General features: G+C 34.6%; 15 protein-coding genes. 1 reads left to right on the top strand and 14 read right to left on the bottom strand.

The genetic code is table 11. The features are described 5' to 3' along the window. Nucleotides 1–231: 231 nt before the first annotated feature. The 14 genes from acpP to BMX09_RS08975 all read right to left on the bottom strand — a co-directional run bounded on the left by acpP (nucleotide 232) and on the right by BMX09_RS08975 (nucleotide 13426). Nucleotides 232–468: an acyl carrier protein gene (acpP, locus tag BMX09_RS09040; protein ID WP_089747885.1), complete on the bottom strand. Its 237-nt coding sequence runs from the start codon at nucleotides 466–468 to the stop codon at nucleotides 232–234. 146 nt (nucleotides 469–614) lie between these two features. Then, the gene (locus BMX09_RS09035; RefSeq protein WP_089747883.1) at nucleotides 615–1553 is read right to left on the bottom strand and encodes an ABC transporter ATP-binding protein; all 939 of its coding nucleotides are present in this window, start codon (nucleotides 1551–1553) and stop codon (nucleotides 615–617) included. Beyond that, a complete protein-coding gene (locus BMX09_RS09030) occupies nucleotides 1537–2589 on the bottom strand; it encodes an ABC transporter ATP-binding protein (protein WP_089747881.1) in 1053 nt (350 codons plus the stop codon). Before BMX09_RS09030 ends, BMX09_RS09035 begins: the two co-directional genes overlap by 17 nt. A 10-nt stretch (nucleotides 2590–2599) precedes the next feature. Continuing rightward, the gene (locus BMX09_RS09025) at nucleotides 2600–3625 is read right to left on the bottom strand and encodes an ABC transporter permease (protein WP_177159598.1); all 1026 of its coding nucleotides are present in this window, start codon (nucleotides 3623–3625) and stop codon (nucleotides 2600–2602) included. Beyond that, nucleotides 3618–4565, bottom strand: coding sequence for an oligopeptide ABC transporter permease (gene opp3b, locus BMX09_RS09020; protein WP_089747878.1), 948 nt, complete (start codon nucleotides 4563–4565; stop codon nucleotides 3618–3620). The genes BMX09_RS09025 and opp3b overlap by 8 nt, the downstream gene beginning before the upstream one ends. A 334-nt stretch (nucleotides 4566–4899) precedes the next feature. After that, complete coding sequence (locus BMX09_RS09015; protein ID WP_281242689.1) at nucleotides 4900–5538, bottom strand: V-type ATP synthase subunit D; 639 nt, start codon at nucleotides 5536–5538, stop codon at nucleotides 4900–4902. A gap of 10 nt (nucleotides 5539–5548) precedes the next feature. Next, nucleotides 5549–6925, bottom strand: coding sequence for a V-type ATP synthase subunit B (locus BMX09_RS09010; protein WP_089747873.1), 1377 nt, complete (start codon nucleotides 6923–6925; stop codon nucleotides 5549–5551). Continuing rightward, nucleotides 6918–8702 carry a V-type ATP synthase subunit A gene (locus BMX09_RS09005; protein WP_089747871.1) on the bottom strand — a complete coding sequence of 595 codons (1785 nt, stop codon included), beginning with the start codon at nucleotides 8700–8702 and terminating at the stop codon, nucleotides 6918–6920. Before BMX09_RS09005 ends, BMX09_RS09010 begins: the two co-directional genes overlap by 8 nt. 21 nt (nucleotides 8703–8723) lie before the next feature. After that, complete coding sequence (locus tag BMX09_RS09000; protein WP_089747869.1) at nucleotides 8724–9035, bottom strand: V-type ATP synthase subunit F; 312 nt, start codon at nucleotides 9033–9035, stop codon at nucleotides 8724–8726. Then, nucleotides 9025–10032, bottom strand: coding sequence for a V-type ATPase subunit (locus BMX09_RS08995; protein WP_089747867.1), 1008 nt, complete (start codon nucleotides 10030–10032; stop codon nucleotides 9025–9027). Before BMX09_RS08995 ends, BMX09_RS09000 begins: the two co-directional genes overlap by 11 nt. A gap of 14 nt (nucleotides 10033–10046) precedes the next feature. Next, nucleotides 10047–10634 carry a 23S rRNA (pseudouridine(1915)-N(3))-methyltransferase RlmH gene (locus tag BMX09_RS08990; protein WP_089747865.1) on the bottom strand — a complete coding sequence of 196 codons (588 nt, stop codon included), beginning with the start codon at nucleotides 10632–10634 and terminating at the stop codon, nucleotides 10047–10049. Nucleotides 10635–10646: 12 nt separating this feature from the next. Continuing rightward, nucleotides 10647–11129, bottom strand: a complete 483-nt coding sequence (locus BMX09_RS08985) for a V-type ATP synthase subunit K (RefSeq protein ID WP_089747863.1) — start codon at nucleotides 11127–11129, stop codon at nucleotides 10647–10649. 22 nt (nucleotides 11130–11151) lie between these two features. Then, nucleotides 11152–13113, bottom strand: coding sequence for a V-type ATP synthase subunit I (locus BMX09_RS08980; RefSeq protein WP_089747861.1), 1962 nt, complete (start codon nucleotides 13111–13113; stop codon nucleotides 11152–11154). Then, on the bottom strand, nucleotides 13100–13426 hold the full coding sequence (locus tag BMX09_RS08975) for a hypothetical protein (RefSeq protein WP_089747860.1): 327 nt from the start codon (nucleotides 13424–13426) through the stop codon (nucleotides 13100–13102). The genes BMX09_RS08980 and BMX09_RS08975 overlap by 14 nt, the downstream gene beginning before the upstream one ends. A gap of 265 nt (nucleotides 13427–13691) precedes the next feature. Here BMX09_RS08975 and BMX09_RS08970 point away from each other — a divergent pair, with 265 nt between their 5' ends. Next, nucleotides 13692–14030, top strand: coding sequence for a hypothetical protein (locus BMX09_RS08970; RefSeq protein ID WP_089747858.1), 339 nt, complete (start codon nucleotides 13692–13694; stop codon nucleotides 14028–14030). Nucleotides 14031–14259: the final 229 nt, after the last annotated feature.

Here is a 14259-nt window from a genome sequence, read left to right as displayed (position 1 = left end):
AAAAACATATATTACTACACTCAGCTGATAATTATAGGAACTGTACTCACTTGAGCACTAAAATTTTTTAATGATGGAAATATACAATAAAAAAAGAAATCATACAGATAATACTGTATGATCTCTATTTCCACTCCATCAACCCTATTTGACAAAGAGCCAATAAAAACAGATTACCTAGTATAAAAGATTACTAAATAATCTGCCTGAACCATAGTTGTTGTTTATTAGTTATACTAAATGATTTTCAATATAATCTACAGCATCTCCAACTGTTGCGATTTTTTCTGCATCGTCATCAGAGATTTGTGCATCAAATGTGTCTTCTAATTCCATTACCAATTCTACGATATCGATTGAATCAGCGCCTAAGTCCTGTTGGAAAGTCATTTCACGAGTAACTTTTTCTTGTTCTAAGCCAAAACGTTCTGCAATAATTTCAGCTACTTTATTAAAAGTATCAGACAACTAACTCTCCTCCTTTACATTAGTTTATCTCGAGTTAACGAGTTATCTTAATCATTGTACCCAAATTATTATAAATTGTCTACTTATAATTATTAAAAATTTGGCATTATTTTTTTCGTTTTTAATAAAATCCTATCGTATACTCATTATTTACCAAGAATTTCTTCATTATTTTTTAATCGATTAGCTTCTTCTTTCGTTGTATAAACAAAATGTCCCGGTGTAATTTCAAACAGGTGAGCATCGGGTAAGTCTTTATGAACATAGGCAATTCTTGTTCTAGTTCGCTCACTTTTTGGGTCTGGTGTTGGAATTGCTGATAATAAGCTTTTTGTATAGGGATGTAGAGGTTGTTGATATACCTCATCTGCTGTTCCAATTTCCACGATTTTACCATGATACATCACTGCTATCCGGTCACTAATATATTTAACCATTGATAAATCATGCGCAATAAATAGATAGGTTAAGCCTTTTTCTTCTTGCAATTGTTGTAATAAATTAACAATTTGCGCTTGAATCGAGACATCTAAAGCAGAAATCGGTTCATCACACACAATAAAATCCGGATTCAATGCTAAAGCTCTAGCAATCCCAATCCTTTGACGTTGCCCACCCGAAAATTCATGCGGATAACGATTCGCATGTTCTGCTTCTAAGCCTACTAAGACTAATAACTCATCCACCATCTGATTACGCTCTTCTTGCGATTTAGCAAGTTTATGAATATCAATCCCTTCAGCAATAATATCTCTCACTTTCATACGACTATTCAGTGAGGCATAGGGATCTTGAAAAATCATTTGCACCTTCTTACGGAACTCTTTTAAATCACGTGCTTTATGAATATTTGTGATATCTTGTCCCTCATAGGAAATTTGTCCAGCAGTCAATGGATTTAGCTTTAATAATGTCCGCCCGATAGTTGTCTTACCAGAGCCTGATTCACCCACTAAACCAAATGTCTCTCCCTTATAAATCGTAAAACTAACATCATCTACAGCTTTCACAACTTCTTTTGCACCCTTAGAAAAGTAAACTTTTAAGCCATCAACTTCTACTAATGTTTCAGCTTCTTTCTGCATCAAGCACCTCCCCTTTCACAAATAATTTTTGACGCTCTACAATCGCTTGAGGTGGCCTAACTTTTGGTGCTTTATCATCTAATAGCCAAGTCCGTGCATAATGCGTCTTACTAACTTGGAATTTCGGCGGTTCTTTGACAAAATCAATCTTCAACGCATATTCACTGCGCAAAGCAAAAGCATCTCCTACCGGTGGATCTAATAAATTCGGCGGTGTACCTTTAATCGTATACAAGCCTCCCTCTGTATCAACAGTTGGCATTGAACATAATAAGCCCCAAGTGTAGGGATGCTGTGGATTATAAAATATTTCATCCACCAAACCATACTCAACAATCTGTCCAGCATACATGACAGCCACCTTATCCGCCACATTAGCAACAACGCCTAAATCATGGGTAATAAAGATAATTGAAGTCTTAGTTTCTTCTTGAATTTTCTTCATTAACTCAATAATTTGCGCTTGAATGGTCACATCCAAAGCCGTCGTTGGTTCATCAGCAATTAAAATATCAGGCTGACAACTCAAAGCAATCGCAATCACAATCCTTTGACGTTGCCCACCGGAGAATTGATGTGGATACTGTTTCATACGAGTATGGGCATCCGGAATCCCTACTAATGTTAATAATTCTTCAGCACGCTGATAAGCTTCACTCTTAGACATCTTCAAGTGCTTCAACATCCCCTCAGCAATCTGATGGCCAATCTTCATAGTTGGATTCAGAGAAGTCATTGGATCTTGGAAAATCATTGCAATCTTTTTCCCACGTATTTTCTGCATTTGGCGCTCTGATTTATCTAAAAGATTCTCACCTTGGTAGATAACCTCGCCACCTTTCATTAGTGCATTATTCGATAACAACCGCATAATTGCACGTGTCGTAACCGTCTTACCTGAACCAGATTCACCCACAATCGCTAATGTTTCCCCTTGTTGTAAGCTAAAATCTACTCCACGAATCGCCTGCACTTCACCTTGAAAGGTCTCAAATGAAATGCGCAAATCTTTTACTGTTAAAATCTTCTCACTCATCTAATCCCTCCTAGTCTTTCTGCTTTGGATCAAAAGCATCTCTCAATCCATCCGCAAATAAATTAAAACTAATCATTAAGATACATAATACAATCGCTGGAAACCACATCAAATGCGGCAAGAAGCGGAAAGTCTTATAGCCATCATTAATTAATGATCCTAAAGAAGCGCTTGGACTTGGCACCCCAATCCCTAAGAAACTCAAAAATGCCTCAAAGAAAATCGCTGATGGAATAGTAAACATCGTCTGAACAATAATCACTCCAGAAATATTCGGTAAAATGTGCTTCCAAGCAATCTTTGAAAAACTTTGCCCTAATACCTTTGCTGCTAAAATATATTCTTGTGACTTTTGCTTCAACGTTTGCGCTCTAACAACACGAGCCATTGTAATCCATCCCGTAAAACCTAATGCCAAAATAATCGAACCAATCCCTGGTTGTAAGAATAATAACATCAACACTAAAATGACTAAATTCGGAATCCCCGACATAATCTCTAAAATACGTTGCATTACGGTATCCACCTTACCACCATACCAACCAGAGACCACTCCATAAGCTACCCCGATTGTTAAATCAAATAAAGCCGCTGAAAAGGCAATAATTAATGAAAGACGTGTTCCAAATAAAATACGTGAAAACAAATCTCTCCCCAAACCATCTGTCCCCATATAATAATAAACATCCCCCGGGACACCAGCCAAAGCATATTGATCAACTCCATCACGAAAACCATTAAAGCCATTTATTGAAACTCCAGGAAGTTTTGGAGGCAAATTAGAAAAAGCCACATTTTGACTAGCTGGATCAAAAGGTGCAATTAACGGAGCAAAAATAGCCACAGCAATTAAAAAGATAATAAACCAACCAGCAACCATTGCTCCTTTATTTTTCTTCAAACGGCGCATTGCATCTTGTAAAAAATTTAAAGAAGGCATTGTATCTTTTTTTACTTGTTGCTTCATTTCTTCAGCAGAACAAAAATCAAATAACTCTTCATCACTAGTTCCCTCATGAATGAATTCTCTAGCCATTCGAATCGCCTCCTTCCGTCAATCTGATTCGTGGATCAATAATGCCATATAAAATATCAACAAACAATACAATTGTCACTAACATAAAAGAATACAACAATGTAACTCCCATAATCGTTGGATAATCATTGGTAAAAATCGACTTTACAAACTGTTCACCAATTCCTGGAATCGAGAAAATATTTTCAACTACCATTGAACCCGTCATTAAGCCTACTAACATTGGACCCAAAATAGTAATCAATGGAATAATCGCATTTCGAAACCCATGTTTAAAAGCCACCTCAAAATTATTTAATCCTTTTGACTTAGCTAATTCAATATAATCACTATGCAAAACCTCTACCATTTCTGTACGAACAAAACGTGCCGAATCAGCAATCGGCGAAATCGCTAAAGCCAAAGTTGGTAAGACGCTTGATTTAAAACCTTGATTCCATAAAGCAATCGGAAAAATAGGAATCACAACTGCTAATAATAATTGTAAAACAACCGCAAAGACAAAACTTGGTACTGAACGACCAATAATTGCAAAAATACTTGCCACAGTATCTACCCAAGTATTTTGCTTAACAGCAGCTAACATCCCTAAAAGCGTTCCAACTACCGTCCCAAAAATCATTGCCTGAATCCCTAACTGGAAGGACGGCCCAATTCTAGAAGCAATAATTTGATTCACACTCATATCATACTGGAACGACATCCCTAAATCACCATGCAATAAGCCCCACATATACAATAAATATTGCTGATAAAGTGGTTTATCCAAACCATATCTCGCATTCATAAATTGTAATTGTGCTTCCGTTAAATTCTCCTCATTTGCAAAAGGAGAACCCGGTAATAATTTCATTAAAAAGAATGTTGCCGTTGCAATTAAAAATAAAGTAGCAATCATATACAGCACTCTTTTACCAATATATTTTAAATAATTTTTCACACTTACTACACCTCCATCTTTCTAAGCATGTGCTATCTTTCCTAGCAAATTATTCACCCTTTTACTAGTAGCTAACGCCTAAAATACATTACCCGTTTACTTTATCAGTTTTTCTAAAGTTAGTCATTTCCAAAGTCTTGAAAAATACCATTTTTTTACTGTCAGGTGAATCTTCTAATTTTATTCTAGCATATGTTCATCTTTTAACAAAAAAATAAGTCCTCTCCCTTTTTTCAAATACAAATGTTAACTAAGTATCCCTAAAGTAGAAAAAAGACTTAGAAGAGCCCATTTTAGCCCCTCTAAGCCTTTTAGAAGTCATTGTGTTGATGGATTATTTTTTATCTTTTTTACCCATATCTTTTACTTTCATGATACGTGTGATTGATGCACGTTCATTTTCTTCAAGTTTCATTTCAATGTAGTAAATTGTTTCTTCCAATTGTGGAATCATACGATATTCTAATGCATTTACACGACGACGAGTTTTTTCAATTTCATCAGCCATTAATTGACATGTTTTTTCGATTTCTGTTAATAATAATAAATCTTCTAAAACATCTTCAATTTGGTCAACTGATTCATCGATTTCACTATTTGAATTTAAGTAACCATATTTAAAATCTGATTCCTTATTTTGTTCTTCAACAGTGAAATTCATTTCTGGAACATAGACACTCATGATATTCTTTTCCGATAAATCAAGTGTTACGCTTTGTGGTGGAATTGCTACTAACTCTTCAATGAACGCTTCATTTAAAGTAGCTTTTGCCAAAACAAAACTCTTCATTCCAGCGATAAGTCTTTCTTCAACACTATCACGTAATTCATTATTTTTACGGATTAACTCAATAAACTGTCTCATCAATTCATCTTGTTTATCCTTTAATAGTTTGTGCCCACGTTTTGATACTACTAAACGCTGTTTTAATTTAGATAGTTCCATACGTGTTGGCTTAACGTTTAGTCTCACCATTTAGGAATCACTCCCCTTTGGGTAAATATTCATCAATCATATCATCTTTAATACGTTTCAATTCAGTACGTGGCAGAATTGATAGTAATTCCCAACCTAATGTCAATGTTTCTTCAATTGTACGGTTTGTGTAGAATCCTTGATTAATGTATTCTTGTTCGAAACGGTCAGTAAATTCTACATATAATTTATCTGTTTTAGATAATGCAGACTCACCAAGTACGACCGCTAATTCTTTCGCTTGTTTACCTGTTGCATATGCAGCAAATAATTGGTTCATTGTTGATGCGTGGTCTTTACGAGTTTTACCTTCACCTGAACCTTTATCTTTAAGACGAGATAATGATGGTAACACATTAATTGGTGGGTTAATACCTGAGTTATAAAGGTTACGATCAAGGATAATTTGTCCTTCAGTAATATAACCAGTTAAGTCAGGAATTGGGTGAGTAATATCATCTTCCGGCATTGATAAGATCGGAATTTGTGTTACTGAACCTGGACGACCAACTAAACGTCCTGCACGTTCGTATAATGTAGATAGGTTTGTATATAAGTAACCTGGATATCCACGACGTCCCGGAACTTCACGACGAGCCGCAGAGATTTCACGTAACGCTTCACAATAATTCGTCATGTCAGTCATAATAACTAATACGTGCATACCTTTTTCATATGCTAAATATTCAGCAGTTGTTAAAGCAATTTTTGGAGTAGCGATACGTTCAATAGCTGGGTCATTAGCTAAGTTAATAAACATTACTGAACGATCAATCGCTCCTGTTTTACGGAAGTCTTCCATAAAATATTCAGCTTCGTCAAAGGTAATCCCCATTGCAGCAAATACTACGGCGAATTTTTCGTCGCTATTTAATACTGTTGCTTGACGAGCAATTTGTGATGCTAATTCTTTATGTGGTAAACCTGAACCAGAGAATACTGGCAATTTTTGTCCACGAACAAGTGTGTTTAAGTGGTCAATTGCAGAGATACCTGTTTGAATAAATTCATCCGGATAGTCACGAGAAACTGGGTTAATCGCTTGTCCGTTTACGTCTAATGATTCTTCTGGTAAAATGTCTGGTCCACCATCGATAACATTCCCCATTCCATCAAAGATACGACCAACCATATCTTCTGACACATCTAATGATAATGGTTTACCACGGAAACGTACTTTTGTATCACGAATATTAATACCACTTGGACCTTCAAAAATTTGAACCATCGCTTTATCGTCTTCTACTTCAAGTACTTGTCCGTGACGAATTTCGCCATTTTGTAATTGAATTTCAACAAGCTCATCGAATTTAACGCCTTCAACTTGTTCAACTACCATTAAGGGACCTACCACTTCGCTAATTGTACGGTATTCTTTAAGCATCTTGGTTCATTCCCCCTTCTTTAACAGTTTCAAGAATTGCATCTTTCACTGCTTGTTTAATATCATCTAATTGATCAATGTTTGCTTCTGAAATATATTTAGAACGAGCAATACGGTCACGTACTTCACCAGTTCCTTCCATAATTTCATGGTAGTAAGCACCTAATTCCATTGCTTTACGTGCTTCTGATTCGAATGTTAAGATTAAATCTAACATACGATATTGTTTATCACGAGAAGTGAATGTATCGACATCATCGAAGGCATTTTGTTGTAAATAATCTTCACGTAAAGACTTAGCAATTGTCATTGTTAAACGGTCTTTTTCTGATAATGATTCAATACCTACTAAACGAACGATTTCTTCCAAACTAGCTTCTTCTTGTAATACGTTCATTGCGTGTTGTACCATATTTGACCACTCTGGGTTAATATGTTCATCTAAATAAGTGCCAACTTCTGTATTATATAATGAATATGAGTTTAACCAGTTCATTGATGGGAAGTGGCGGCGTTGTGCTAGGGTTGCATCTAATGCCCAGAATACTTTTGCTACACGTAATGTATTTTGTGTAACTGGTTCTGATGTATCTCCCCCTGGAGGTGATACAGCACCGATAGCTGTGATTGTTCCTTCACGTCCTTCTGAACCTAAAGTAACAACACGTCCAGCACGTTCATAATATTCCGCAATACGACTACCTAGGTATGCAGGATAACCTTCATCCCCCGGCATTTCTTCTAAACGTCCAGACATTTCACGTAATGCTTCAGCCCAACGTGATGTTGAATCAGCCATAATCGCTACTGAATATCCCATATCACGGAAGTATTCCGCAATTGTGATACCTGTATAGATTGACGCTTCACGAGCCGCTACTGGCATGTTTGAAGTGTTGGCAATTAAGATTGTACGTTCCATGATTGATTCACCAGTATTTGGGTCGATCAATTCAGGGAATTCATTTAATACGTCTGTCATTTCATTACCACGTTCACCACAACCAACATACACTACGATATCCACATCAGCCCATTTAGCGATTTGGTGTTGTACAACTGTTTTACCTGCTCCGAATGGTCCAGGAACTGCTGCAGCTCCACCTTTTGTTACTGGGAAGAATGTGTCAATAACACGTTGTCCAGTTAACATTGGAACATTAGTATTTTTCTTAGCTTGGAATGGACGTCCACGACGTACAGGCCAGCGTTGAATTAAATTGCATTCTTTAATGCCATTAGCCGTTTCAATTTTGTAAACTGTATCTTCAATTTTGTATGTACCACTTTGGATATCAACAATTTTACCTGTAACTCCAAATGGTACCATAATTTTATGTTTTACTACTTTAGTTTCTTGAACTAAACCAACGATATCACCAGCGACCACTTCATCGCCAACTTTTGCGACTGCTTCGAATTCCCATTCTTTTTCACGGTCTAGCGCTGGAACAGATGTACCACGAACTAAAAAGTCACTTTTAGCAACATCTCTAAATGTATTTAATGGACGTTGAATTCCATCAAACATTTGTGAAATAATACCAGGTGCTAATTCTACAGATAATGCTTCCCCTGTAGTCATTACGGGTTCACCAGGTCCAATTCCTGATGTTTCTTCATATACTTGGATTGAAGCAACATCATTTCTCATTTCGATAATTTCTCCGATTAGTCCTAAATGACCAACGTGACAAATATCTTGTATATTTGCGTCTTCCATTCCTTGAGCTGTTACTAACGGTCCAGAAACTTTGACGATTTTTCCTTCTTTCACACGATTACCTCCTAATCCTTACTATAAAATATTTTGTCCGACTGCTTTTTCAACATTTTCTTGAATTCTTGATTTACCAATTGACAATGATCCTTGGTGATTTGGAATTAAAATAACTGCCGGTGAAATCATTGCATCATAACGCTTGACTGTATCAGGAATTTCTGCTGCAATCGCCTCTGTTAAGTAAATAATCCCATATTTTTCTTTTGCCAATTGATCAACAATTTTGCGTGCTACTTGGGCATCGCTACTTGGAAAAACATCGAATCCTAATATTTTGAAAGGAAGTACTGAATCTTTATCTCCAACAACTGCAATATTATGAGCCATAGATTGGTCGCATCCTTTCTCTTATTTGTTCTTCACTAAATCCATTATCTTTCCCAACTAGAAGTAATCGTAAATTCTTAACTTCCATCTCTTTAGCGTGTAAATATGCTAATCCAGGAAATGGTCCAAATGCTTCAAAAGTTGCGTCTTTTAATAGTTCATAAATCCATTCTTCTTTTAATAATTCCAGTTGAATGACTTTAATATCTTTTGTATCGACACTAACGATTTCTGCTAATTGTTCTGTATACCCCACATGTTCAAATAATTCAACTAAACTATCCCAACCTTGTTCGTGTACAGTATCAATCAATCGTGTCTTACTAACTGTACCAGCACTTGATAATACGGTTTGCATAAATCCACGAGATTGGTCTTGTTTACTTGCTCTAATTAATGTGGCAATATTTTCTAAATCAATCATACAGTTAACAATATCTGTAATTACTGAATCTCTTAAATCTTGTTCAATAGCACGTAAATGTCTGAAATAATAAGTATCCATAAAGATATCGGCTGATTCTAAGCGGTGAAAATTTTCATAATGTTCTAACGCTCCGCGAACGCCTTCTTTCATAATTTCAGGCACTGCATCTGAATCTGATGTTTCGACCACTTGTTTTAATGTTTCAATTGGGTATTCGCCAATCGGAACTAATAAATGCTCCATATTAATACCAGTGAATTTTTGTTTTAATAATACTTTTAAATTATGATAAACATAACTAGTTGAAAAAACTTCGATAATACGTTCTTCAGGCATAATCGGTGTCAGTACATCATAAGATTGCATTAAGCCTTTTAATAGGAAAGGTTCAAAATTCTTGTTCTCTAATGCATCTGGCACATCGATTTCATATGATGTTTTTTGAAGATATTCTAATGCTTCTTTTAGCGAAGAGGATTTTAGTAATGTTTCAAAGTCATCCTTTGTTAATAACTGATCTTCTAAAATACGAACAGTCGTATTAACACCTGAGTATGCTAGGTTATTCATACGTCCCCTCCTTATTATTGTTCATCAAATACCATTTTTGCTAGAACTGGTGAATAGTCTAATTTTAAGTCATTCACTAATTCATCAAATAAATAATTATATTCAATTCCACCGTGCATTACCACGAAACCTGCTTTCTTCGCAATTGTTTCAGTTGAAATTGAAATATGTTGAAATTCTTTTGTTAAAGCTTGTTTTTGTGCATCTGTTACTAAATTAACTGTTTGTTCGCCAAATACTAATTCTTGAGAATCAGATAAGTTTAATGCGCGAATAGCTCCTGAAATGAAGGTTACTAAAGTTTCTCCGCTCCAATTAGACATCACACCTACTGCTTCATCATAAACGCTTGTTAATAAGTCACGTTTTACTTGTAAGACTTCTTTTTTACTGGCGTTTTGAATCGCTTGTTTTTCGCGTTCTAATTGGTTTTTGGCTGCTTTTTTAAGAGATGCTTTTTTCGTCATTTCTTGTTCTGACAAGCGAGCATTTGCTTCGTTTAAACGTTCTTCTTCTACTTTAGTAGCAACAGCTAGTTTTTGTGAATATTCATCTGTAACTTCTTGTAAGACTTTTTGTTTTAGTTGCTCTAAATCTTTCAAACGTTCCATCTCCTAACCTAATTTGCTAATAATTAAAATTGATACTAATAAACCTAAGATTGCATATGTTTCTACCATCGCTGCGAAGATAACACCTTTAATTGTGTGTTCTGGTTTTTTAGCTAAAATTTGTACACCTGCTGCTGCTACTTTACCTTGAGCAATTCCTGAGAATAAACCAGTGAATGCGATTGGTAATGAAGCCATAAATAAGAATAAGCCGTTTTGTAAGCTCATATCAACAGACATTTGGTTCATAATGAAGAATGAAATAATGAAACCATAAATCCCTTGTGTACCTGGTAATAATTCTAAGATCATTGCTTGTGCGAATTTTTCAGGTTGTTCTTTAATTAATGAAGAAGCTGCTTCCCCTGCGATACCTACACCTTTAGCTGATCCAATACCACCAAAAATCATAGCCATTGCCATACCTAAAGCTGCGAATACCATACCACCATTATTTTCTGCAAAAAATGTTAACCAATTTGTCATTTTATTTATTCCTCCAATTTACTTATTTTTTAGTTTTTTTAATATAAATATATTTTTCATATGTTTTGAACGGATTGAATGCACGTCCGCCACCTTCATAGAACTTACCGAAATACTCTACAAATTGTAAACGTAATCCGTGAACATAAGCACCTAAGAAGGTTAAAAAGATATTTAAGGCGTGTAATGCGATCAATAAGAAGATACCTAATGTGAAACGTGCAACTGGAGGTAAGAATCCTACCAACATATTAAACGCTCCGGCAATACTTCCGCCTGATACAGCTAATGCCATTAAACGAGTATAACTCACTGTATCTGAGATATAACCACTAATACCATATAAATTATACAAACCACTTGCTAGACCGCCAGCTTTACTTGGTGCTGATAAAATAGAGACAATTACGATTAAAATTGCTGCAATTATTGCTAACCATTTACCTGCTAATGCTACTGTTGGCGCTGGTACTACCATTGTTCCTACGACATAAAGAATAATACCTAGGATAATGGCAATCCAACCAAAGTGTTGTAAGTAAGCATCGACATAAGCTTTTTTCTTCATATTTGTATATGCTCCAAGTGCTAAACCAACTAAAATTTGGATAACCCCAAAAATAATTGATAAAATCATAACACTAATTAGATCATTAGATAATGATAAGACTTGAATTGGTAATGTCACCCCGAAGAATGATCCAAAAATTACACCCCATGCCATTGTTGGATAACTTAACATGTGGAAGAATTTTAATGTCTTTTGTGTTCCTAAATCTAAGTTTAAGAATTTTAATAAAGCTCCTGTAGCTAGCCATAATAATAATCCATAACCTAAATCTCCGGCCATCATACCAAAGAATACCATATAGAAAGGTGCCATAAATGGCGTTGGATCTAACTCACCGTATTGTGGTAATCCATACATTTCCGTTAAGTTTTCAAATGGAGTTACAACTGCATTATTTTCCAAAATAATTGGTACTTCATGATACTCTTTTTCTGTAAATTCTTGTTCAAAGAAAGCATAATCAGCTGCGTCTAACTGCTCTTTTAGTTTTTCTTTAATAATAGTAAACTGATCTGCTTGAATCCAACCAGATAAAGTAAATAAGCGATTTGTTTGCCATAATAACTCTTGACTCTTAGCACGCTCTAATTCATTAAAGATAACTTCATGAGCTAATTCCAATTTCCGTGTAATTTCAGTGTTGCTATCAATATCACTCACTAATTGTTGATTTGATTCAACTAATTCTTCTTGTTTCTTCAATACACAAGCTAACTCTTCTTTTGGAGCTTGCTTAAAACTGTAAATATATTCAATAAAGTGAGCTTCATTTAGTTCTTCCTTAACATAAGCTTCATCTTCCTTGTAATATGTAATACATACTCCTAATTCATCACGAGTAGAATAGATATCTTTAACAAATAATAAATCACTATCTGTTAAAAGCTTATGATAACTATTATCCGCTACTTGTGGAATTGTTCCTAATACAACATTAAGATATGCGCTATCTTTAAAGACTTTCGGATGAAAATCTAACGGTTGCCATCTTCTTAATATTTCTTCTTTATCTGATAAATCTTTACGGATATCTTCATTTAAGCGGAGTGCACGCTCAAATCCATCGACAGTTTCTATTAAACTATCAATATGATAACTATCAACTTTATCAGTTAACTCTTGTAAAGTATATTCCTCACGTGGGTTTTTATACTTTTGGAAAAAAGAAGGTTGTTTTTGATTACTTGCCAAAAATTGAAGATTCTTGCCAATATGATCAAATTGATTTTGCAATCTTTTTACTTGATCATCATTTCCTTGTTGTGAAAAAAATGCTTGTCTTTCTTCAGACAATTCTTTTATATCATTATCAATTAATTCTAAATTTTGCAATTCTTGAATCATTTCTAATAATTCTACTTGTTTTGTCTTAGGAGCAACTAGCATAACTTTTTTCATTTTAGCAATTGCCATATCGTCTTAACACCTCCTTGACAGTGGCTTGAACAAATTCTTCATCTTTATCTTCAAATCTCGCTTTAAGATGTTGAATTACACCAGACTCTTCTTCTCTTATCTTAGTAGTAAATTCTGAAATCTTTTCATTATTTTTACTTTCTAATTCTTTGGAATATTCTTCTAATGCTTGTTCCATATTGTGTTTTGCAACATCAATCTTTTTAGTCGTTGCTTCTTTTACTTTTTCAATCTCATTGATATAGCTGTTTTTAATTTGATCAGCTTCTTGTTCAATGCCTTGAATCGATTGTAGAATATTCTCGTTCATCCTCACACCTCCATTCTTTCATACCTGCACCCAAGTATGGACAATTATATAGACTACTTATATCATTATAAACTTATTTTTTATAGCGTGCAAATATTCTTCAGCTACTTTTTTCTTGTTTCCATACTATTTTCACCATTTATATTAATAGGAAGAAACCGGTACTTTTATAAAATAAGAAAAATATTTTTTTAATTTCTACTTGCATTCAAGAACGTTTGTTCGTATAATATAAATACAAACAAACGTTCGGGAGGATATTAATATGGAACAACCATTACATACCATTTCAAGCTTTATTCAACCTTTTTTACATACATTTTCACAAACTTTATTAGAAGAAGACTATAGTGATAAAAAAATTGAATTTATGCCATTATTTGACGTTATTCAATGTATTCATGAGGCATATTACTTTACTCAAACTATTTTATTACAATTTGAAGTTTTAACACCAAAAGGATATATTACGACACATCAATTAACTGGCATGATTAAAACACCTATTCAAGACAATAATTACTTTGTTTTTGAAGAAGCTCATAGTAATCTATCTCATTTAATTTCCCTAGAACAAGTCCTACAAATTGTAAAACTTTCGTAAATTTAACTAACCATACAGATAATTGAGGCTTATTGCTCTTTTATCTGTATTTTTATATGCCTTCATTTCTAAAAATTTCTTAAGTGAACTACACACTAAGCTAAAGCTTAGGTGCTTCTTGTTTCATTCTCTCTTGCGTTTCCTAATCTAATTGATTATTCCTCCGTCTTACAAAAAGTCCACAAGCGTATAAGTTTGGGTAGTTCCTACCCTACTATACTCTATTTTT

Source organism: Granulicatella balaenopterae, assembly GCF_900111135.1.
In the GTDB taxonomy this organism is placed as follows: Bacteria; Bacillota; Bacilli; order Lactobacillales; family Aerococcaceae; genus Granulicatella; species Granulicatella balaenopterae.
The sequence above is the reverse complement of the archived record's forward strand: the minus strand, read 5'-3'. Positions and strand labels throughout refer to the sequence as shown.

What these genes read in the sequence shown, in the direction of transcription:
- BMX09_RS09035 (WP_089747883.1), bottom strand. Translation starts at nt 1,553, where the DNA reads ATGCAGAAAGAAGCTGAAACATTAGTAGAAGTTGATGGCTTAAAAGTT.
- BMX09_RS09030 (WP_089747881.1), bottom strand. Translation starts at nt 2,589, where the DNA reads ATGAGTGAGAAGATTTTAACAGTAAAAGATTTGCGCATTTCATTTGAG.
- BMX09_RS09025 (WP_177159598.1), bottom strand. Translation starts at nt 3,625, where the DNA reads ATGGCTAGAGAATTCATTCATGAGGGAACTAGTGATGAAGAGTTATTT.
- BMX09_RS09010 (WP_089747873.1), bottom strand. Translation starts at nt 6,925, where the DNA reads ATGCTTAAAGAATACCGTACAATTAGCGAAGTGGTAGGTCCCTTAATG.
- BMX09_RS09000 (WP_089747869.1), bottom strand. Translation starts at nt 9,035, where the DNA reads ATGGCTCATAATATTGCAGTTGTTGGAGATAAAGATTCAGTACTTCCT.
- BMX09_RS08995 (WP_089747867.1), bottom strand. Translation starts at nt 10,032, where the DNA reads ATGAATAACCTAGCATACTCAGGTGTTAATACGACTGTTCGTATTTTA.
- BMX09_RS08985 (WP_089747863.1), bottom strand. Translation starts at nt 11,129, where the DNA reads ATGACAAATTGGTTAACATTTTTTGCAGAAAATAATGGTGGTATGGTA.
- BMX09_RS08980 (WP_089747861.1), bottom strand. Translation starts at nt 13,113, where the DNA reads ATGGCAATTGCTAAAATGAAAAAAGTTATGCTAGTTGCTCCTAAGACA.
- BMX09_RS08975 (WP_089747860.1), bottom strand. Translation starts at nt 13,426, where the DNA reads ATGAACGAGAATATTCTACAATCGATTCAAGGCATTGAACAAGAAGCT.
- BMX09_RS08970 (WP_089747858.1), top strand. Translation starts at nt 13,692, where the DNA reads ATGGAACAACCATTACATACCATTTCAAGCTTTATTCAACCTTTTTTA.